We start from the raw sequence: 18,884 nt of genomic DNA on the forward strand, positions 1-18,884 counted from the left end.
TAGTTGTCCGCTACGAATACCATGCAGAGAATTTCCTTGCTATGGTTCAACTTGCATGCGCTTTAATTTTGTTTCGGTTTTTTTGAGATGGCTTCGATTTTCAAATGATAGCTAAACGAAGTAAAATAGAGATAAGAAGTCTTGCTGGTAGAAACGGCAAATTCGTGACGAAAGTAACCTTCGGTGATGAGGATGAGGACTTTGGGAAAAAATTTTTCGATTACTCTTAGCTCTAATCCTAAAGCAGACGAATTCCTATAAGCTTTTAACAATCTTGAAAACAGATCTTTTTCAGTCTTAGAATTGGCGAAGGAGGCTGGACTAATAATAGAATATGAAAAGAAAAAATAATTACTTTCCAATCTAGTAACCTCATATTTCGCTTGTTCGGCTACGGCACCGGAAGGAATGAGCGTATCAAATCCAGAAGAGAGTAAACGTAGTAACTCATTAAACCAAAAAGAGACATATCATGAAAGAAAGCTATCGCACTGACCTGAAGGCACATGTGCTGACCAATCAGGCCAACCGTGTGCGCGCCATCCGACATACGCAAGAGTATTGGGAGAGCCCCACAGGCGGCGGCCTGATGACTGCCGCTTCCCATTTGCGCCAGTTCGCAGGCATCTACGAAATTCCGACCACGAAATTCGACCGGCTGGAAATCAAAGTGACATACCTCGATCCGCGCGAGCAAGGTGAGGAATACAGGCTATCGGAGGAACGATATCAGTTCGATTCGGAGACCTTCGGCTTCTACCAGACCTTTCTGAACGTGCCCGTTTGGCGCGCCGGATTGAAGATGACGCTCAAGCAGGGGCCGAACCGAGTGATCAGGTCAAAGGACACCTCACAGCAGGGTGTCAATGCCAAGATGCCGTCCAAACGGACCATAGATCGCTATCGAAATATTTTCACCGGCTCCAACATTGCGACCGCCCAACGCCGTGCGGTCATGGCCCAGCCCGACCTAAAGGCGGCAACGCTTGCCGCGGGTGAAAGCGCCGAGGCGGAGAGTGAGGGCGAGAACCTCGTCCGCGGCTTGATCACCCTTAAAGATGATTCCGAAGATCGGAAGGTCGGCGTGCGGCTGATCCGAGGCCGTTTCTGGATTTACCGCTACGATGCTGACGCGCGCATGCCTGAGCATGACGCACCCGATGGTCCGATCGTGAAGGAACAAGCGGATGCCAACACCCGCCGTCGTCGCAGAATCAGTGGGCAAGAGGTTCACAACGGTCATCTTCCCCCGTTCGACATCCCCGACGTCGACCCCAAGATCAAGGACGGCACCTATTATATGGTCGCCGAAATCACTTTCGAGGTGCTTGCGGGCGGCGAACGCCAGGTTTGGCGGGCTTTGGTGGAACTCAATACCAACTCAATCCTCTATCTGCGCCCGATGTCAGCGCACGTCAACGGTTATGTTTACGAGAATGACCCGATCACACAGTCCGGCAGTACCACCCCGGACAGCGACTCAAATAACGCGACGCTGAATCCCTATCGTTACGACGTCCCTTTACAGAACCTTGATGCGCCGGTGAACGGCACACAGTCGCTGTCGGTTTCCTTCGCCGAGGTGACCCAGATCGAGGGAGCAGATATTACGCCGCCGACAGAATCGACGGGTACCGACTTCGACTATGCAGTGCGCACGAAGGACTTCGCCTCGGTAAACGGTTACTTCCATGTTGCTCGGATCTTCCGCACACTGCAGGACTTGGGCTTCAACGTATCGACTTACATGTCCAACACCGTTTTCCCGATCCCTGTGGACATCCGCTGCTTCGATGCTATCAACGCACACTGCGTCGGCGACGGCATAGACGGGATCGGACACACAGGCTACGGCCTGATGGACACGACTGACACCACCAATCCATTGGGCCGGGCCTGCGATCCTCGAGTACACCTCCATGAAGTGCTGGGCCATGGGGTACTCTACGAGGCAGTGGACAGCCCCAACATGGGCTTCACCCACAGTGCAGGAGATTCGCTATCGTTAATCTATTTCGACCCGGATTCTCAATGCAAGGGGGTGGACGGATCACCGCTGGGTAAGCCCGGCGACCTGCGGTTTACTTACGTGCCATGGCACCCGTCCCTCAACCGGCGGTGCGACCGGAATGTAGCTGACGGTTGGGCCTGGAATGGGTCTCGCGACAACGGTGGGTACGGGTCTGAGGAGATTCTCGCGACCACTCTGTTCAACTTCTACCGCTCGATCGGGGGAGATCACCAGAACCTCGGTCGGCGGCAGTTTGCCTCGCGCATGGCGATGTATCTGATTCTGCGGGCCATCGGAAACCTGACACCGGCGACGGACGGGACGATAACCACAGCGGGAGATCCGCCCGACGTAGATGTTTATATCGATGACGGGCGGGCGGGCGAGTACCCGTTCCAGCACGTACACTGGCATACCACTACAATCTGGAATCGTCGTGCGGCAGATGACATCGACGCGCATCAGGAGCCTGAGTTGGATTTGACCAACTACGCATACGTCAAAATCAAGAACCGAGGTACGCAACAAGCCCAGAACGTTGTCGTTTACGGATACCACACCAAGCCCGGTGCTGGACTGAACTGGCCTGTCGACTTCGACCCCTTCACTACCGCATCGATCAACGTGGGCACTGTCAACGCCAACAACACGCAGGAGGTAGTGGTCGGGCCGTTCGAATGGACGCCTAACATCAATGCTTATGGCCACGATTGCATGCTGATAGTGGCTACGGCGGACGGTGACGCATCGAACAAGGTCAATAAAGACGATTGCTGCTGATTCTGAAAGTAGCCGTTATAACAGGAGTAGTGCTCATGGCTCAATCCTCTGAATTCGATACGGAGAAAAATTCCGCAGAGGTCCAGACCAACCAATCTGCAGAAGCTCACCAACTTTATAAGTTCTCGTTTTCGCAGGGTTTTGCGGTAATCTTGACAGGCATTGGAATCGGATGGTTAATGGGCTTATCCATTTCTCCCGTTGTCGGCGTTGTAATCACCTCTTTGCTTACTCTTTCCGGAGCTGCAGTAACCGCTTTTCGGCAAGAACTGCCGAAAAGCCTTAAAAACCGGACCAATAACGCTTGGCCAATCGCAATCCTTACGATAGGCTTGGCTGTTGGTGCAAGCTTTGGCATTTTCGCCAGAACACACGATATTTTTGGATTGGACTATCAAACTACCATCAATGGTAAAGAAGAGACCGTCCCAAAAAGCTCTTTGTCTAAAAATCTGGTAAGCAAGACTGTTCTTTTTAATTTGACCTCGGATGAGTGCGGAGAAATGTTAATCGCCGGACCTCAGAAAATTCGTTCAATATTTAAAACTTCTTCGCATGAAGAGATACGAATTTTAGGAGATATTATTGATGATCATGAGACATTGGTGATTATAGCGGAGGCATTATGCGAAAAATAGCTTTGCTTATATCATTTTTTGTATTCTTTTTATCACCTGCTGGCGCCAAGGATTATCCACAAGTTTTTCAGATAGTGGCTGACGATTGCTCGCAAGGGCCTCGCAGAGTACAGACCGGTTTTCTCGCGGAGGGCTATGATGGCATTCTAACGGCGCTTCACGGAGTTGTTGACTGCAATATCTTCCATGCTCGACCTACTGTCGGTGATCCTGTTTCAGGGCTTGAGATCGTAAAAGTCGATGTTGAACGGGATGTGGCTCTGCTTGGCTCTGATAGTTTTGATGTCTCTGATTATTCGGTGCTCCCCGTTGGTCCGATACCAGAGCAGGGAGACAAGCTACGGGTTGTCGGGTATCCACAAGCATTACTTGATCAGCACCGTATTGACTTGACCCTTGAGAGCAATCGCAAATATTTGGAGAACTTGTTGCCTTCCAATGATCAAAGCTTGATTCAAGATCTTCTCATACGCGCAAGCCCGGCTATTGGTATTTCAATCCTGAGCCTGACTGGTGACATTCAGCCTGGGCACTCTGGCGCACCTATCTTAGATCTAAAAGACCGAGTTATTGGGATTGGCAACGGCGGCCTTAAGGGCGGTACTGTCGGTATCGGTTGGGGAATTCCGATAGATTCACTGGATCTAGTTGAAAAAAATGATCGGCAAACAAGGATTTCAACGCTGCGAAAACAGAGCCTCACATTACTTTTCGATATTACGTCTGCAGTAGAGCTGAGCTTCTCTGCAAAACCCGAAATGGTTAAGCCTGGAAGCGAAGTGATTTTGGAGTTGAGCAAAAAAATTAAGTCCGGGTTGGTGTTTTTAGGCGATAGAGGCCCGCTTCCCAAGAGGACTTTAGATGGCGGAGAAAAAATTATTATTACAGTGCCAGGGGACATGAAGAGCGGATTCTATCATATCGAGATACGACAAGGCGGCATGCAAATTTTGTCTGAAAACAAGGTTAAAGTTGAGAACTGGATAGATTCGTTTAACTTTTACATCAGGCCCCAGAATGCCAAAACCGGTAGCGATGTAACGCTTCATCTCAACTACCCAGCGCCTAGCAGATACTTCCAAATTTTTATTAAAGGTAATTATGGTAGAGTCGACAGAAAGCTTTACAGAAAGGAGACACTTGGAGGCGGACGCCAGATTATCGTGACAATACCTGATGATATCATGGACTCCAAATACTACATCGAGCTTAAAAGTGGTAGGCGAAGTTTCACGGCGCCCGTTTATGTGGATAAACCAAGAAGTCATCGTGCGCCTCCGGCTAATTAGTGACCGAACGAAAACCCCGATTTTGAGTTCTCCGGGGGCAAAATTTTGCCGAACTTGCTTCCATCAAGAATAATTTTTCGGCACGATATTGCTCAAGTTGACAAAAACTTTATTTTTAATTGTAAAAAGCTATATTTTAAGGCCTTTGAGGCGCAACTATCCATTTGAAAGCATTAAAATCAGTCGATTTGGTCGGACGTGATGGAACTAAGATCCCGGCCTTTAAAATGGGTATCAAGCCGGACCAGAAAAAGCCGGTAATTCTTGACCGTATTTTTTTCCCGCGTTCATTTTCTGGTACGCCATGAAATTGGTGATGGCTTGTGAAAGCAGCATGGTGAACTCCTTTTGTTTAAAGTTTGGGTTTTCGCCGCCACCCAGCCAGTTACAATAACATGGCGGATTCAAGGCGCAAATCCGGGAAGGCCCAGGAATATTGTTTTGGCCATCAATGTGGCTTTTAAACAACCCCCGTCAAATGTAGGCTGCCATATCCATGTTGTAAGGCCCCACTTTCCAAATCCCTTATCCCACCTTTTAATCCAGCGACGATCAATCGCCAGGGAGTATTTGACATTTCTGACTAAAATCACTATGGAACATGAAATTTTAGGCAGAACTCAATCAATACCTACATCAGAACCACAAATAAAGAAGGAGGTGCCTCCATGGCACAGAAAAAGCAGGAGCCCAGTTTTGATTCACTGATCAGGTTGTTTATCGAAAAATACGATATTGCGACCAAACAAGATATCAATCAGTTAGCCAGTAAAATGGATGCGCTGGAAAAGGCCCTTTCAAAGGCGCCGCAGCCGAAAAAAACCGTTACAAAGTCGCAAAAAAAATGGACAGCTGCTGAAACTGTCTTGGATGCGATCAAGGACGCTGGCGATGACGGCGCCAGTCTTTCCGATATCAAGGCCAAAACGGGTTATGAAAGTAAGAATTTGCATAATGTTGTGCATCGGTTGAATAAGGATGGGAAAATCAGCCGAAAGAAAAGAGGCGTGTACGTGGCAGGATAATTTGAATGGGTTTGGTTGCGGCTTCAGATCAGGTCTGAACTAAGTCACCTTATGCCAAATGAAAACCCCCTGGATTAGAAAGAATCCAAGAGGCAAATTCAAAAAATGGTAATTCACCAATTACGGGGCTCAAGCACCAATAGCCTTTGACCATTTCCCAAAAACATTAGCCAAACCGTCACCGACAAACCCCTGGACAACTCCGTAATCCTGCAGATAGATTCCCCCTTTTATGACATTTTCAACAAAGGAATCTTCCCTGCGAACTTTATCCAATTCTTGCTGATCTCCTTTTATAAAAACGAATCCATTCAGATTGCCGCCGTGAGCCGTAAGAAGTACCGGATCAAAGCTTTCAATGCGTCCCTCAGTCCGGAGTTTTTCAAAATATTCCATGGAATCCTGCCAAAGTTTCATTGCCTGCTGTTCTTTTCCTGGTACAGGCCTGTTCCAACCAATAAATATTGCACCATTTGCTGCCATGGTTCACCTCCTTGAATCCTTGGATGATGGTAATTACGGATGGCAAGATCTCTTTTTGACCTTTGTGGTATGAAAACAGCGGAGTTTAACCGAGATCTTTTCATCCCACCTGAGAAGGACGAGCACCGTCTCCTCCTCTTTGAAACCATAAAACCAGTCAATCCGCTTAAGAATAGTGAACTGAAATGACACCGGTGAGCCGATCCGATTGACTGACTGTCATTTCACAGCATACATATCGCAAATGATCGCGGAACGATCGGCAGAGATCCTGCCGATTCCCAAGCAAAAAATTCGGTTCAGCCAGGTGTAATCCGGATGCGCTGTAAGTAGCACTGGCCTGCATCGGACATGGGATTCTTCTTGTGAGACTTCTCCTTTAAGCAGCTTTTCGTAAGGGTTTTCTCCAAAGTCAGTCATTCCGGTATAGAAAGTGTAAATAAGGGCCCCGTCCTCGGTGTTCATCGTCGCACGAACGTTTAGAAGTCCGACACCATCAGGCCGAATCGTCAACCAATCTCCACCTACAGGCAGAATTTCACCTTGTATATTCGGCCCAAACACCTCGCCACCAGTAACATAGACATGTACCTTCAATCCTTCGGGTGTCGGACCGATAAGTTCCATAGGCCCAATGTCGCCCGGTAAGATCCGTCCCAGTCTTACGCCTGGTTTGGCTTTCTCATAATCCTTATATTCGTCCGGAAAACCCGGGTGTCAAATCTTTTTGTGCAAAATTTTAAAATATTTTTCTGATTCCGCAAAAATGCACCTTCGGTCATAAGGGCGCAAAAGGACGATCTTTGCCGGGCCCTGGACGGGTTTGGAATGGAACTGGCCTGCCATTTGCCCACCTTTGTGCCCACTGCGGATCTCACTGACACGATCCGGGAAGCGTCCATCCGGGAAACCCTGCATGCCATGCACATGGCCGCCGAGCCCGGAGCCATCAAGGCGGTGCTGCGTCCGAGCTTTATTCAGGGCCTGGGCGCCCTGATGCCGGATCTGACCAAAAAACGGGCCATGGATACCATGTGCCGGCTGCTTGGCGAGGCGGAAAAACTGCGCCTGATCGTATGCGTGGAAAACCTGTTTCCCCGCTCCCTTTCCCTGGTGCGGCCAGAGGATTTTGACGCGGTGTTCAATGCATTTCCCAACGCACAGCTGACCCTGGATACGTGCCATGCCCACATCCAGAGCGAAACCGAGCGCATTCTGGTTTTCATCAAACGCTTTGCCAGTCGTATCGGCCATGTCCATGCCAGCGACAACCGGGGCCGCGATGATGACCATCTTCCCATCGGGGCCGGTACCATTGATTTTGCCGAAGTGGTCAAGGCATTTAAGCAGATCGGATACAACAAAACCATTACCCTTGAGGTCTTTGCCAAAGATCGGGATTATCTGCGCATCAGCCGCGACAAGCTCCGGGAGATATTTGCAGGGCCATGATCCGGTCTGTGTTGAAACGGCCGCTTGACAAAGCCTCCGGCTTCGGTCTTTCGGGGGGCTTTTCATCGGTGGTGTACGACGCGGCCCTGGCTCTCTGGCCCGGATAATCGGGCGCTCTGGGATTGGATATCGGGCATCTTTCCGGACTGGTAGCATCTGCTGGCATGGGATTGACACTGACCCTGGTCCGGCGGGTAAGCTTGAAAAACAGTTCATTGACGCTCATATTTTACGTCGGTGTAACGGGCATGATCGTCAGCTTTGTCCCCCTGTTTTCACCGAACGTGGGGTTTTGGGTTCCGCTGCCGGGACTGGCCTGGTTGGGGGGCATCGGCTTGTTTGCCGTGCTGGCCCATATTGTCACCAAAAAGGCCCTGGGATTGATTCAGGGACCCGGACGGGTCCCTGCTTCGGCGTAAACCGCGGTCAACAGGGGGCGCACATATCCCCGGGGCCAAAGGATGCATTAACGGCATAACAAGGGACAGGGGAAGACAGGTGTGCGAATTCTCAGTTACCGGCGTAAAGGCCTCCAAGCCGTTTGCATGAAACCCAATCATTGTTATAATAAAATTATAAAAAGCAAAGTCCAGATCTTTTGCTTTTCAACCAACGAGTTCGGCAACAGGCTCGGGGGATTTGACATGCCTGTAAGGATTGCCGTATTGGGAGCTGGTCCGGGCGGTTTGTTTGCAGCTGTCCGCGCAGCCCGGTTAAATGCCAAGGTGACCCTGGTGGAAGCCGATGCCCTTGGGGGCACCTGCCTGAACCGGGGATGCATTCCCTCCAAGGTGATGCGGGAGGCCGGCGCATTGATGGCTGATTGCCGGCGTTTCAGCAAATTCGGCGTGCGCCTGCCGGGGCCTCCTGAAATTGACATGCCGCAGCTCAGTGCCCGGAGACAGGAAGTTGTTTCCGCCCAGGCCAAGGGGGTCGCCCGAATTCTGGATAAGCTCGGAATCCGGGTAGTAAGCGGCCGCGGCTTTATTGAAGGCCCCTGCAAGCTCACGGTTACGCAGGCAGACGGCAGTAAGCAAACCGTGCAGTGGGATCGCCTGATTATTGCCGCGGGAGCCTGTCCACGGCCGCTACCCGGAATTCCGTTTGACGGCGAGCGCATCATTTCCAGCACAAATGCCCTCTGCCTTGAGACCGTGCCAAAATCGCTGGTGATTGCCGGCGGCGGTGTCGTTGGCTGCGAGTTTGCCACGATTTTTTCAGCTCTGGGCAGCCGGGTGACCCTTGTTGAAGCCATGGACAGACTGCTTCCGCTTCCGCTTATTGACGAAACCTGTTCCAAAACCCTTTTGCGCGAATTTAAAAAGCAGAAAATCACATGCTGCCTCGGCCGGATAGTGGACTCCATTCAGGAAACAGATCAGGGGGTGGATGTGACCATCCGCGACTCTCCGTTTGTGCAGCAGCGTCAGCCGCAGCCGAGTACCGGCGCCTCCGCGGAAAAACTGCTGGTTTGCATCGGACGAACACCCGTGTTATCTGGCATGGGCCTGGAAAATCTCGGGGTGGAAATCGATGATCAGGGTTGGATCAAGGCTGATTCCCGGATGGAGACCTCTGTGAAAAACGTCTATGCCGTGGGCGACGTGCTGGGACCGGATAAATTGATGCTCGCCTATGTTGCCTCCAAGGAGGGCATGACAGCAGCAGAAAACGCCCTTGGAGAGGACCGGCAAATGAGCTATGAAGCTGTCCCCAATGTGGTCTTTACCCTGCCTGAGGTGGCCAATGTCGGGTTGACCCGGGGGCAGGCAGCAGATGCGGGCTATGCGGTGGAAACTGAAACAGTGCTGTTCCGAAGCCTTGGTAAACCGCAGGTGACCGGCAACATTACCGGCCAGGCCCAGGTGGTCTTTGACACCGGAAGCGAGCAGATACTCGGGGTGCACATTGTCGGCCCCAAGGCCACTGATATCATCCCCGAGGCCACCCTGGCAGTAAAAAGCCATGCCACGGTGAGAGATCTGGCCAATACCATGCACGGCCATCCCACCCATGCGGAAATCATGGAAGAGCTGGCGGCCAAGGCCATCGGGCGTGCGGTTTACGGGTAGCGGGTTGCTTCTCAGGCCGGGTACCCGGAAAAGGAGTTACGGATATGTCACCGGAGCCGAAGCAAACCCCGCTTTTTCAACGGCACCGGCAATTGGGTGCCAACTTCTCCGTTTTCGGCGGCTATCGTATGCCACTGTGGTATCGCTCCGGCGCCAAAACCGAGCACCTTGCCGTTATATGCCGGGCCGGATTGTTTGATACCAGCCACATGGCTGCCCTCCGCGTAAGCGGCCCCGAGGCCCTGGGCTTGCTTCAGCAGTGCTGCACCCGGGACCTGGAGCGCTGTTTCGGCAGGGACAAACGTCCCCTTATGCCCGGGGGCACCGCATACGGCGCCTATCTCAACGAAAGCGGCGGCGTGATCGACGATACCCTGATTTACCAATTGGCCCACCAGGATTACCTCTCGGTGGTAAACGCCGGGCAGGGCGCACTGGTATCCGATCATCTGCGTACGGCCGCCGGCAACAGCCGCCTTGATGTCACCGACCTGACAGACCAAATGGGAAAACTGGATCTGCAGGGACCGGCCTCGGTTGCCATTCTCATCAAGACCCTGGAAAATCCCGGCAATGTCCTGGAGGGTTTGTCGTTTTTTTCCTTCAAGGTGGATCCGGAGCTTTTTCCGGGTTCGCAGACCCGGGTGCGTCTGGGCGAAAATATTCCCCTCATGCTCTCGCGCAGCGGGTATACCGGAGAGATGGGTTTTGAGCTGTTTGTCAGGCCGCAGGATCTGACCACCGCATGGGACTATTTGCTTGCAGCAGGCCAAAAGGAAGAACTCATATCCTGCGGGCTGGCTGCCCGGGATTCCTTGCGCACCGGTGCGGGTTTGCCCCTGTCCCACCAGGATATCGGCGACTGGCCCTTTATCCATCATCCCTGGCACATTGCGCTTCCGTTTTCCCCGGACGGCACCGGCTTTACAAAGCAGTTTATTGGAAGCCGGGCGCTTCTGGATCCTGACCGGCATTTTTATACCTGTGCCTTTGTGGGCTATGATCTGCGGAAAATTACGGTGTCGGAAACAGCTCCCCCGCAGGTCCTGGATTCGGCCGGAAAGTCCGTGGGCATTGTTTTGACATGTGTTACGGATATGGCCATTGGCCGCGACAGCGGCGGCCGCGTCTACAGCGTGCGCAGCCCGGGCAAACCCCAGGGATTTGAGCCGCGGGGATTGTGCTGCGGCTTCCTAAGACTGGATCGGCCGCCGGAAACCGGGGAACTGGTATCCTTAAATGACGGCCGGCGAAAGGTCAAGGCGGAACTCACCCGGGATATCCGGCCTGATCGCAGCGCCGGATGGGATATCAACCGAATCATAGAGGAGTTCTCATGAGACCAGTGGACGAATTGATACTGCCGGATGATGTTGGGTATACCGAAAACCATGAATGGGCCAGAAAGGACGGGTCCGCGATGGTGGCGGGTATTACCGATTATGCCCAGGAGGAACTGGGCGACATCGTTTACGTGGAATTGCCCGAAATCGGGCAGAGCTTTGAAAAAGGTGCGGAATTCGGTACGGTGGAGTCAGTTAAGGCTGTGGCGGAACTTTACATGCCGGTTGCCGGAGAGATTGCCGGTACCAACCCGGAACTGGAAAACCGGCCGGACCTGGTCAATGAAGACCCCTATGGCCGGGGCTGGCTGGTTATGATCAGGCCTGCAGACCCCGGGGAAATGCAATCCCTGATGGATAAAGCCACCTATTACAATCTGTTAAAAGGACTCTAATCATGCGATACCTGCCACATACAGATTCCGATATCGCGGCCATGCTCAAGGTGATCGGCGCAGGCAGCACGGATGATTTGTTTGCCAACATTCCGGAAGCCGTCCGTAGCGGCAGAAAGATGGATCTGCCGCCGGCAATGAGCGAATGGGACCTGCGCGCCCGCATGGAAGCCCTTGCCGCAGAATGCCCCGACTGCAAGTTTTTTCTGGGCGCGGGCAAGTATGATCATTACATTCCGGCAGTAGTGACCAACCTGCTTGAGCGCTCCGAGCTGCTGACCTCGTATACGCCCTACCAGCCGGAAGTCAGCCAGGGAACGCTGCAGGCCGTTTATGAATACCAGACACTGACCGCCCGGCTGCTGGGCCTGGAAATATCCAATGCCTCCATGTATGACGGGGCTTCGGCACTGGCCGAATCCCTGCTCATGGCCACCCGCATCCGAAAGAAAAGCAAGGGAAAAATCGTCCTGTCATCTCTTATCCATCCCAGTTACGGCCAGGTGGTAAAAACATATTTCCGGCCCACCCCGTTTGAAATCACCTTTTTGCCCGCCTTGGCAGATGGCCGAACCGATGTCTCGGCGCTGGCGGATATGGATGATGTGGTTGCCGTGGCAGTCCAGTCGCCCAATTTTTTCGGATGCCTGGAGGATCTGGCCGGGATCGGCAGCCTTGTCGGGCAAACAGAGGCAATATTTGTGACCTGTTTCACCGAACCCCTGGCATTCGGGCTTTATCAGCCGCCGGGGACCCAGGGCGCAGCCATTGCATGCGGGGAGGGCGGCAGCCTGGGACTTCCCCCGGCCTACGGCGGGCCGGGTCTGGGCATGCTGGCCACGAAGATGGATTATGTGCGGCGCATGCCGGGCCGCGTGGTGGGCAAGACCACTGATGCCAACGGTAAGGAAGGTTTTGTTTTAACCCTGGCCACCCGGGAGCAGCATATCCGACGAGCCAGGGCCACCTCTAATATTTGTACCAACAGCAATTTTTGCGCGATCGCCGCCGCAGTGTACATGGCCTGCCTGGGTAAAATCGGATTCCGGGAACTGGCCCGGCTCAACTATGACAAAACAGAATATCTGAAACAGCAACTGCGCCGGGCCGGCATGGCTCTGCCCTTTGGTGCCCCGACATTCAACGAATTTGTGGTCAAATTGCCCCCCGGGTTTGAACGCAAACACGCAGAGCTTGCCGCCTCCTCCGGGATCGTGGCCGGCCTGCCCCTGGCAGAGTGGTATCCGGATCTGGCGGATCATTACCTGTTATGCGTCACTGAAAAAATTACCCGGGCGGATATGGACCATTTGATAAAAGAGGTGTCTGAATGAAAAAACCGACCGCAACCACCGGATTGAAATGGGACGAGCCCTTGCTGTGGGAAAAGGGCCAGAGCGGCCGAAGCGCTTTTTCGCTTCCCGCCCGGGACGTGGAGCAATTTGCCGTGGAATCCGGCATGGAAGGAAAAGGACCGGATTTTCCGGATTTAAGCGAGCCTGAAGTAGTTCGCCACTATACGCGGCTGTCGCAGTGGAATTATGGAATTGACGCCGGGCTCTATCCCCTTGGCTCCTGTACCATGAAATACAATCCCAAGATCAATGAAGCCATTGCCGCTTTGCCGGGCTTTGCCAGCCCCCATCCCCTTCTGCCGGAACAATTTTGCCAGGGAACCCTGCGGGTAATGGCGGAACTGGAGCGATTTCTTGCAGAAATTACGGGGCTGGATGCGGTTTCACTGCAGCCGGCGGCCGGTGCCCAGGGAGAACTGGCCGGCATGCTTTTGATTCAGGCCTACCATCAGGCCCGGGGCGATTCCCGCACCAAACTGCTGGTGCCGGACACAGCCCACGGCACCAACCCGGCCAGCGCCAGCCTCTGCGGGTACCAGCCGGTAGCCGTGGCCTCCAATGATCAGGGTATCCTTTCGGCAGAAACGGTGGCAGAGTTCATGGACGAGCAGACAGCCGGGATCATGGTGACAAATCCCAACACTCTTGGGCTTTTTGAGGAAAACATCATGGCCATCGCTGAAATTGTCCATGAAAAAGGCGGCCAGGTTTATTGTGACGGCGCCAACATGAACGCCCTGTTCGGCCGGGTCGACATGCGCAAAATGGGCGTGGATGTTTTGCATTTAAACCTGCACAAAACCTTTTCCACGCCGCACGGCGGCGGCGGTCCGGGCGCCGGTCCGGTGTGCGTCAAACAGCACCTGGAAAAATATCTCCCAGTGCCGCGGCTTATGGAAAAACAGGGCCGGTTTTCCTGGTCGTCTGATGCGCCGGATTCCATCGGGCGAATGCACGGGTTTTACGGAAACTTCGGGGTGATGGTAAAGGCCTGCTGCTATATACTCAGCATGGGCGCTGAAAATTTGCAGAAAGTCAGTGAACTGGCCGTGTTAAACGCCAACTATCTCAAGGAACGCTTAAAGCAGACCCTTTACCTACCCTACGACCGCCTGTGCATGCACGAGTGCGTGTTCACGGACAAAAACCAGGCTGAATGCCATGTCAACACCCTGGATATTGCCAAGCGGATGATCGATTACGGTTTTCATCCACCGACCATCTATTTTCCACTTGTGGTACAAGGCGCCCTCATGACCGAGCCCACGGAAACCGAAACCAGGGAAACCCTGGACGCTTATATCGCTGCCGTGGAAGCCATTGCCAAAGAAGCGCGCACAGAACCCGAGCTGTTGCGCCAGGCCCCGACCGTAAGCAGGCTGAGGCGGCTGGATGAGACCACGGCTGCCAGAAACCCCTGCCTGAGCGGGTGAAAAACCGTGAGCAATACAGGTTTCAAACATCAAGGACAATGCTGCCCAAAGCCTGTATGGGCCTGCCTGGAACTGCCGGTAACCGATTATATGCAGGCCCTGGGCCTGCAGCAGAACCTGGTTTCCGCCCGGGCCAGCCGGGCGTTAAACCGGGATATCGTGGTTATCCTCCAGCACTTCCCGGTCTTTACCCTTGGCAACCGGGGCGGAGCAGAGCACCTGCACGTTTCGGAGGATTTTCTAAAGGCCCGGGGTATTCCCATGGTTGAAAGCGACCGGGGTGGGAGCATAACATATCACGGGCCGGGACAGCTTGTGGTCTATCCCGTCGTGGATCTGGGTTTAAATGGCTGGCTTGTCGCGGACTTTGTTCATGCCCTGGAATCTATAATGATCGCCGTTGTTGAACAGTGGGGTGTGGTAGCGCAAAGACACACCCTTGGCCGCGGGGTCTGGGTCCAAGGCAAAAAAATCGGCAGCGTTGGCCTGCGGATACGCCGGAAAGTCAGTTTTCACGGATTGGCCTTAAACGTGGACCCGCATCTTGACCCCTTTGACTGGATTGCGCCCTGCGGTCTGCCCGGGATTCAGATGACCTCCATTGCAAAGGAAACAGACGGCTCTGTATCCATGAACGGGATCACTCGATCGGCCAAGGCCCATTTTTCAAGCATTTTTAACGTTCAACTGGAGCCGGTACCGGCCGATTACGTGGCGGCTTACTGGAAGGAGGCGCGCCATGCCGAAGCTTCTACCTGAAATGCCTGCAACCCAGGATTGCAGCAGGGGATTGCACAAGCCGGACTGGCTTCGAAGACGCCTGCCGGTTGGCGGGAACTGCGAGCAAACCCGGGCGTTTTTGGCGCGCAAAGGCCTTTGCACGGTCTGCGAGGAAGCCAGGTGCCCAAACCGTTGGGAATGCTTTTCCCGCCGGACCGCCACCTTCATGATCATGGGGCGTCGCTGCACCCGCAACTGTCGGTTTTGTTCCGTGCTCAACGGGCCTTTGGGGCCCCCGGACCCGGAGGAGCCCGTCCGGGTGGCCGGTGCAGCGCGTGAAATGGGCCTGCGGCACGTGGTGGTCACATCGGTTACCCGGGACGATTTGCGCGATCAGGGGGCTGGGTGTTTTGTGCAAACCATCCGGGAAATCCGCAGGCAGCTCCCGCAGGCCTCGGTTGAAGTCCTGTTGCCGGATTTTGGGGGCAGCACCACCTGCCTGCAGCAGGTGGTGGACGCCGGCCCGGACGTGTTGAATCATAATATCGAGACTGTTGCCGGGCTTTATCAGCGGGTGCGGCCGGAGGCGAATTACCGCCGCAGCCTCAATGTCCTGGCCGAAGCGGCAGCAGCCCGCCCGGATATGCCAGTCAAGTCCGGCATCATGCTGGGCCTGGGAGAAAACCGGACTGCGGTCGTCCGGACCCTGTCTGATCTGCTGGCAGCTGGGTGCAGCATGCTGACCATTGGGCAGTATCTGCAGCCAACACCCCGGCATTTGCCGGTTGAAGAATATTTCACACCCGATATTTTTGAAGGCTGGCGGCAGTGCGCACTTGATGCAGGATTTGCTGCCGTGGCATCCGGCCCGCTGGTGAGAAGCTCTTATCGCGCCCGGGAGATGTTTATGAGGGTTTACCCGTCAGAGGGCTTATCTATTTGAAAAAATTTTTTCTTTGTGACTGCCGATCACCTTACATTTCATACCAGAGCCCTCAGGAAATCGAAAAACTCGATTTTCGTCCGGCTGCTGCCCCCAATAAAATAGCCGAACTACCATATAAATGGGGCAGTCCGGCTATCTGTGTTCAGAATCAACGATGAAAAGCACTACTGAAAAGACCCGTGACTTTCCGTCCCAGTCTTACGCCTGGTTTGGCTTTCTCATAATCCTTATATTCGTCTGAAAAACCAAGGTGTCAAATTTTTATGGGCAAGTTTTCGAAATATTATTCCGCTCCCGTAAAAATGCACCATACGGCTATCATGGCTCCCGGGGAATGGCCTTCGTGGGGTGCACATTTTCGATATATTCCATCACACTGCTCACCCAGTTGAAACAAAAACAAAGAGGATAGAACGTCAAAAATTGCCATTCAGAGCATTCGCAATTGATAAAGGAATACCGGGCTTTTTAACTCGATTCGGCATCTTTGCCGCATGAAGCGTCTAAATATTTGCTCAGGATTTCTTCCAAGGCTTCTTCTGTGAGTTCAGAGATGGCATGATGTAAAAACAAAAACATCAAACCGGCGGGTTGACCTGGGGCCGCAAATGATGTCATACTTTAAAGTTTAGAAAGTGTCCCGCAACCCAGGCAAGTTAAATCTGATATTTCCGATTCGTCAGGGTGCCGATAAATCACAACAACATGATAATCGATTCTGTGCTCCGGCATTAAAAAAGGAGGATTTACAAGCCATCCTATACCTTAAACCCCACAAAAAAAGGGCTTACAGAGAACCATATCTGCAAACCCTTGATTTTAATGGTAGGCGCGAGCAGACTTGAACTGCTGACTTCTACCGTGTCGGGGTAGCGCTCTACCACCTGAGCTACGCGCCTTTATTGTTGTTTCAAATATATGAATGACCGAGGGTCTGTCAAGGGAAAAACAACAGATGATACTGCTTTGAAAACCATTGTCCAATCCGTTTGGATGAAAATCGTGCTGGTGGCGGCGGCCGCTGCCGTGTGCGGGGCCACAGTGGCCGCGGTGGTGGCGGCCAGAAGCGATCTGCCGGAAATCCGCGGCCTGGAGGATTTCTCCCCGTCTGCGGTTTCGCGCATCTACTCGGCCGACCAGGTGCTGCTGGCGGAAGTCTATGTCCGGAAACGCTCGCCCGTGCCTCTTGAGCAAGTTCCCGACGCTTTGGAAACAGCTCTTCTGACCACCGAAGACCGGCAGTTCCGGGATCACAGCGGCCTGGACATCAAGGGAATCCTGCGGGCCCTTGTCCATGACATCAAAACCGGCTCTTTGACCCAGGGGGCCAGCACCATTACCCAGCAACTGGCCAAAACCCTTTTTCTCACCCCGGAAAAATCCCTTGAACGAAAGCTCAAGGAAGCTTTTCTGGCTCTCCAGCTCGAACGCCGATACACCAAGGATGAGATTCTGGAGCTGTATCTCAATCAGATCTATTACGGCAGCGGGGCATACGGGGTGGAAATGGCCGCCCGCACATATTTTGCCAAACCCGCATCCGAGCTGAACCTGGCCGAATGCGCCATGATCGCCGGGCTGCCCAAAGCACCGTCCACCTATTCCCCCCTGGTCAATCCGGATCTGGCAATCCAGCGGCGCAACCTGGTGCTTGCCATGATGCACCACACCGGAAACATCTCAAAACAGGCGTTTCAAAAAGCGGCTGACACCCCCTATCAGCCGCCGGGGGAAAAAACCGCCGCCTCACAGCGCGCCTCTTATTTCGTGGACTACGTCAAACAGCAGCTCCGGGATACAATCGGTGCGGATCTGCTCTACAAGGGTGGAATCACTGTACAAACCACATTGTCCCATGAACTGCAGCAGGCCGCGGACCAGGCTGTTGCCGAGGGACTTTCATCCCTGTCATCGCGCATTGCCGAAAAAAAAGAAGAACGGGACCAGGTCCAGGGCGCCCTTGTGGCCATTGATGTACAAACCGGTGCAATCCGGGCCATGACCGGCGGCCGTGATTATCAAAAAACCCAGTTCAACCGCGCGGTTGCCGCCCGCAGGCAGCCGGGCTCGGCCTTTAAGCCCATCATTTACGCCTGCGCCCTGGAAAACGGCTATGACCAGGACAGCCTGCTGCTCGATGCGCCCATGGCGTTTTCCGCGCCAAAGGGGCGCCGGGACTGGCAGCCGGAAAATTTTTCCGGCGATTATGCCGGCGAAATTACCCTGAGAAAGGCAGTGACGGCCTCCAAAAACATCCCGGCTGTCCGGGTGCTCCAGGATATCGGGCCGGCTGCGGCCATTGACTTTGCGCGCAAAATGGGTATCGAGTCCCGGCTTTCACCGTATTTGTCCATGGCCCTGGGAAGCTTTGAACTCAATCTGCTGGAGCTGACATCCGCATACACGGTTTTCCCCAATCAAGGCCGTTTTGTGGAACCCGGCGGAATTGCCCGCATCATCGGCCCTGACAACCGGATTATCTGGGAATCAGAGCCCCGCAAACACCTGGCCATGTCCCGCACCAGTGCAGCCATCATGACTGATGTGCTAAAGGGCGTCATCCGGGAAGGCTCCGGACGCGGGGCCAGGGATCTGGGCCGGGAACTTGCCGGAAAAACCGGCACCACCAACCAGTACCGCGACGCCCTGTTTGTTGGATTTTCTCCGGGCCTGGCAGCCGGGGTATGGGTGGGAAGAGACGATTATGCCCCATTGGGCCCTTATGAAACCGGCGCCCGGGCGGCCCTGCCCATATGGAAACAATTCATGGAAAAGGCGATAAAAACCCAGCCTTTGCAGTATTTTGATTTTCCCGATGCGCTTGAGCAGGTGCGCATGGATCCGGTTACGGGAAAACGGGTGTCCGGAAACCGCGGCGTGTCCGCAAGGATCAGAAAAAACCCGGACGGCGGCCGATAGCAAAAAGGAAGCCAGGCCGGGGG

Annotated in this window: 16 protein-coding genes, 1 tRNA gene and 1 riboswitch; of the genes, 14 read left to right on the plus strand and 3 right to left on the minus strand. The window is 53.7% G+C overall.

Annotation, left to right across the window (positions count from 1 at the left end):
- Positions 1-472 precede the first annotated feature (472 nt).
- From HNR65_RS13835 to HNR65_RS13850, 4 genes are all read left to right on the plus strand, one after another.
- Entirely contained in the window at positions 473-2,791 is a 2,319-nt protein-coding gene (locus HNR65_RS13835) for a hypothetical protein (RefSeq protein ID WP_181552111.1), read from the plus strand.
- Between the two features lie 35 nt (positions 2,792-2,826).
- Complete coding sequence (locus tag HNR65_RS13840) at positions 2,827-3,429, plus strand: hypothetical protein (protein ID WP_181552112.1); 603 nt, start codon at positions 2,827-2,829, stop codon at positions 3,427-3,429.
- Positions 3,417-4,718: a S1 family peptidase gene (locus HNR65_RS13845; protein ID WP_181552113.1), complete on the plus strand. Its 1,302-nt coding sequence runs from the start codon at positions 3,417-3,419 to the stop codon at positions 4,716-4,718. Before HNR65_RS13840 ends, HNR65_RS13845 begins: the two co-directional genes overlap by 13 nt.
- Positions 4,719-5,386: 668 nt before the next feature.
- Complete coding sequence (locus HNR65_RS13850) at positions 5,387-5,743, plus strand: hypothetical protein (RefSeq protein WP_181552114.1); 357 nt, start codon at positions 5,387-5,389, stop codon at positions 5,741-5,743.
- A 129-nt stretch (positions 5,744-5,872) separates the two neighbouring features.
- Here HNR65_RS13850 and HNR65_RS13855 read toward each other — a convergent pair whose 3' ends face one another.
- Positions 5,873-6,226, minus strand: coding sequence for a hypothetical protein (locus HNR65_RS13855; protein WP_181552115.1), 354 nt, complete (start codon positions 6,224-6,226; stop codon positions 5,873-5,875).
- 219 nt (positions 6,227-6,445) lie between these two features.
- Positions 6,446-6,853, minus strand: a complete 408-nt coding sequence (locus tag HNR65_RS13860) for a DUF3237 domain-containing protein (protein WP_181552116.1) — start codon at positions 6,851-6,853, stop codon at positions 6,446-6,448.
- A 153-nt stretch (positions 6,854-7,006) separates the two neighbouring features.
- On the opposite strand from HNR65_RS13860, the gene HNR65_RS13865 reads away from it, so the two are divergent.
- From HNR65_RS13865 to lipA, 9 genes are all read left to right on the plus strand, one after another.
- Complete coding sequence (locus HNR65_RS13865; protein ID WP_332309037.1) at positions 7,007-7,678, plus strand: sugar phosphate isomerase/epimerase family protein; 672 nt, start codon at positions 7,007-7,009, stop codon at positions 7,676-7,678.
- A 164-nt stretch (positions 7,679-7,842) separates the two neighbouring features.
- Complete coding sequence (locus HNR65_RS13870) at positions 7,843-8,097, plus strand: hypothetical protein (protein ID WP_181552118.1); 255 nt, start codon at positions 7,843-7,845, stop codon at positions 8,095-8,097.
- Positions 8,098-8,322: 225 nt separating this feature from the next.
- Positions 8,323-9,750, plus strand: a complete 1,428-nt coding sequence (gene lpdA / locus HNR65_RS13875; RefSeq protein WP_181552119.1) for a dihydrolipoyl dehydrogenase — start codon at positions 8,323-8,325, stop codon at positions 9,748-9,750.
- Between the two features lie 44 nt (positions 9,751-9,794).
- On the plus strand, positions 9,795-11,090 hold the full coding sequence (locus HNR65_RS13880; protein ID WP_181552120.1) for an aminomethyltransferase family protein: 1,296 nt from the start codon (positions 9,795-9,797) through the stop codon (positions 11,088-11,090).
- Positions 11,087-11,488 carry a glycine cleavage system protein GcvH gene (gene gcvH / locus HNR65_RS13885; protein ID WP_181552121.1) on the plus strand — a complete coding sequence of 134 codons (402 nt, stop codon included), beginning with the start codon at positions 11,087-11,089 and terminating at the stop codon, positions 11,486-11,488. Before HNR65_RS13880 ends, gcvH begins: the two co-directional genes overlap by 4 nt.
- A 2-nt stretch (positions 11,489-11,490) precedes the next feature.
- Complete coding sequence (gcvPA, locus tag HNR65_RS13890) at positions 11,491-12,822, plus strand: aminomethyl-transferring glycine dehydrogenase subunit GcvPA (protein WP_181552122.1); 1,332 nt, start codon at positions 11,491-11,493, stop codon at positions 12,820-12,822.
- Positions 12,819-14,276 carry an aminomethyl-transferring glycine dehydrogenase subunit GcvPB gene (gene gcvPB, locus HNR65_RS13895; RefSeq protein ID WP_269750890.1) on the plus strand — a complete coding sequence of 486 codons (1,458 nt, stop codon included), beginning with the start codon at positions 12,819-12,821 and terminating at the stop codon, positions 14,274-14,276. Before gcvPA ends, gcvPB begins: the two co-directional genes overlap by 4 nt.
- 6 nt (positions 14,277-14,282) lie before the next feature.
- A complete protein-coding gene (lipB, locus tag HNR65_RS13900; protein WP_181552123.1) occupies positions 14,283-15,035 on the plus strand; it encodes a lipoyl(octanoyl) transferase LipB in 753 nt (250 codons plus the stop codon).
- Positions 15,016-15,939: a lipoyl synthase gene (lipA, locus tag HNR65_RS13905; protein ID WP_232364784.1), complete on the plus strand. Its 924-nt coding sequence runs from the start codon at positions 15,016-15,018 to the stop codon at positions 15,937-15,939. The genes lipB and lipA overlap by 20 nt, the downstream gene beginning before the upstream one ends.
- Before the next feature lie 122 nt (positions 15,940-16,061).
- A riboswitch (cyclic di-GMP riboswitch) is annotated at positions 16,062-16,166 on the minus strand.
- A gap of 599 nt (positions 16,167-16,765) precedes the next feature.
- On the opposite strand, the gene HNR65_RS13910 is transcribed toward lipA, so the two are convergent.
- Positions 16,766-16,841: transfer RNA gene (locus HNR65_RS13910), tRNA-Val, on the minus strand.
- Positions 16,842-16,908: 67 nt separating this feature from the next.
- Here HNR65_RS13910 and HNR65_RS13915 point away from each other — a divergent pair.
- Positions 16,909-18,861: a penicillin-binding protein 1A gene (locus HNR65_RS13915; RefSeq protein WP_181552124.1), complete on the plus strand. Its 1,953-nt coding sequence runs from the start codon at positions 16,909-16,911 to the stop codon at positions 18,859-18,861.
- The last annotated feature ends 23 nt before the right edge of the window (positions 18,862-18,884 follow it).

Source organism: Desulfosalsimonas propionicica (assembly GCF_013761005.1).
GTDB classification, from domain to species: domain Bacteria; phylum Desulfobacterota; class Desulfobacteria; order Desulfobacterales; family Desulfosalsimonadaceae; genus Desulfosalsimonas; species Desulfosalsimonas propionicica.

Bases quoted from the DNA above. Each gene is read 5' to 3' on its own strand.
- HNR65_RS13855 (WP_181552115.1), bottom strand. From the start codon at position 6,226: ATGGCAGCAAATGGTGCAATATTTATTGGTTGGAACAGGCCTGTACCA.
- lpdA (WP_181552119.1), top strand. From the start codon at position 8,323: ATGCCTGTAAGGATTGCCGTATTGGGAGCTGGTCCGGGCGGTTTGTTT.
- HNR65_RS13860 (WP_181552116.1), bottom strand. From the start codon at position 6,853: ATGGAACTTATCGGTCCGACACCCGAAGGATTGAAGGTACATGTCTAT.
- HNR65_RS13845 (WP_181552113.1), top strand. From the start codon at position 3,417: ATGCGAAAAATAGCTTTGCTTATATCATTTTTTGTATTCTTTTTATCA.
- HNR65_RS13850 (WP_181552114.1), top strand. From the start codon at position 5,387: ATGGCACAGAAAAAGCAGGAGCCCAGTTTTGATTCACTGATCAGGTTG.
- HNR65_RS13840 (WP_181552112.1), top strand. From the start codon at position 2,827: ATGGCTCAATCCTCTGAATTCGATACGGAGAAAAATTCCGCAGAGGTC.
- HNR65_RS13880 (WP_181552120.1), top strand. From the start codon at position 9,795: ATGTCACCGGAGCCGAAGCAAACCCCGCTTTTTCAACGGCACCGGCAA.
- HNR65_RS13870 (WP_181552118.1), top strand. From the start codon at position 7,843: ATGGGATTGACACTGACCCTGGTCCGGCGGGTAAGCTTGAAAAACAGT.
- gcvH (WP_181552121.1), top strand. From the start codon at position 11,087: ATGAGACCAGTGGACGAATTGATACTGCCGGATGATGTTGGGTATACC.
- gcvPA (WP_181552122.1), top strand. From the start codon at position 11,491: ATGCGATACCTGCCACATACAGATTCCGATATCGCGGCCATGCTCAAG.
- lipA (WP_232364784.1), top strand. From the start codon at position 15,016: ATGCCGAAGCTTCTACCTGAAATGCCTGCAACCCAGGATTGCAGCAGG.
- gcvPB (WP_269750890.1), top strand. From the start codon at position 12,819: ATGAAAAAACCGACCGCAACCACCGGATTGAAATGGGACGAGCCCTTG.
- HNR65_RS13835 (WP_181552111.1), top strand. From the start codon at position 473: ATGAAAGAAAGCTATCGCACTGACCTGAAGGCACATGTGCTGACCAAT.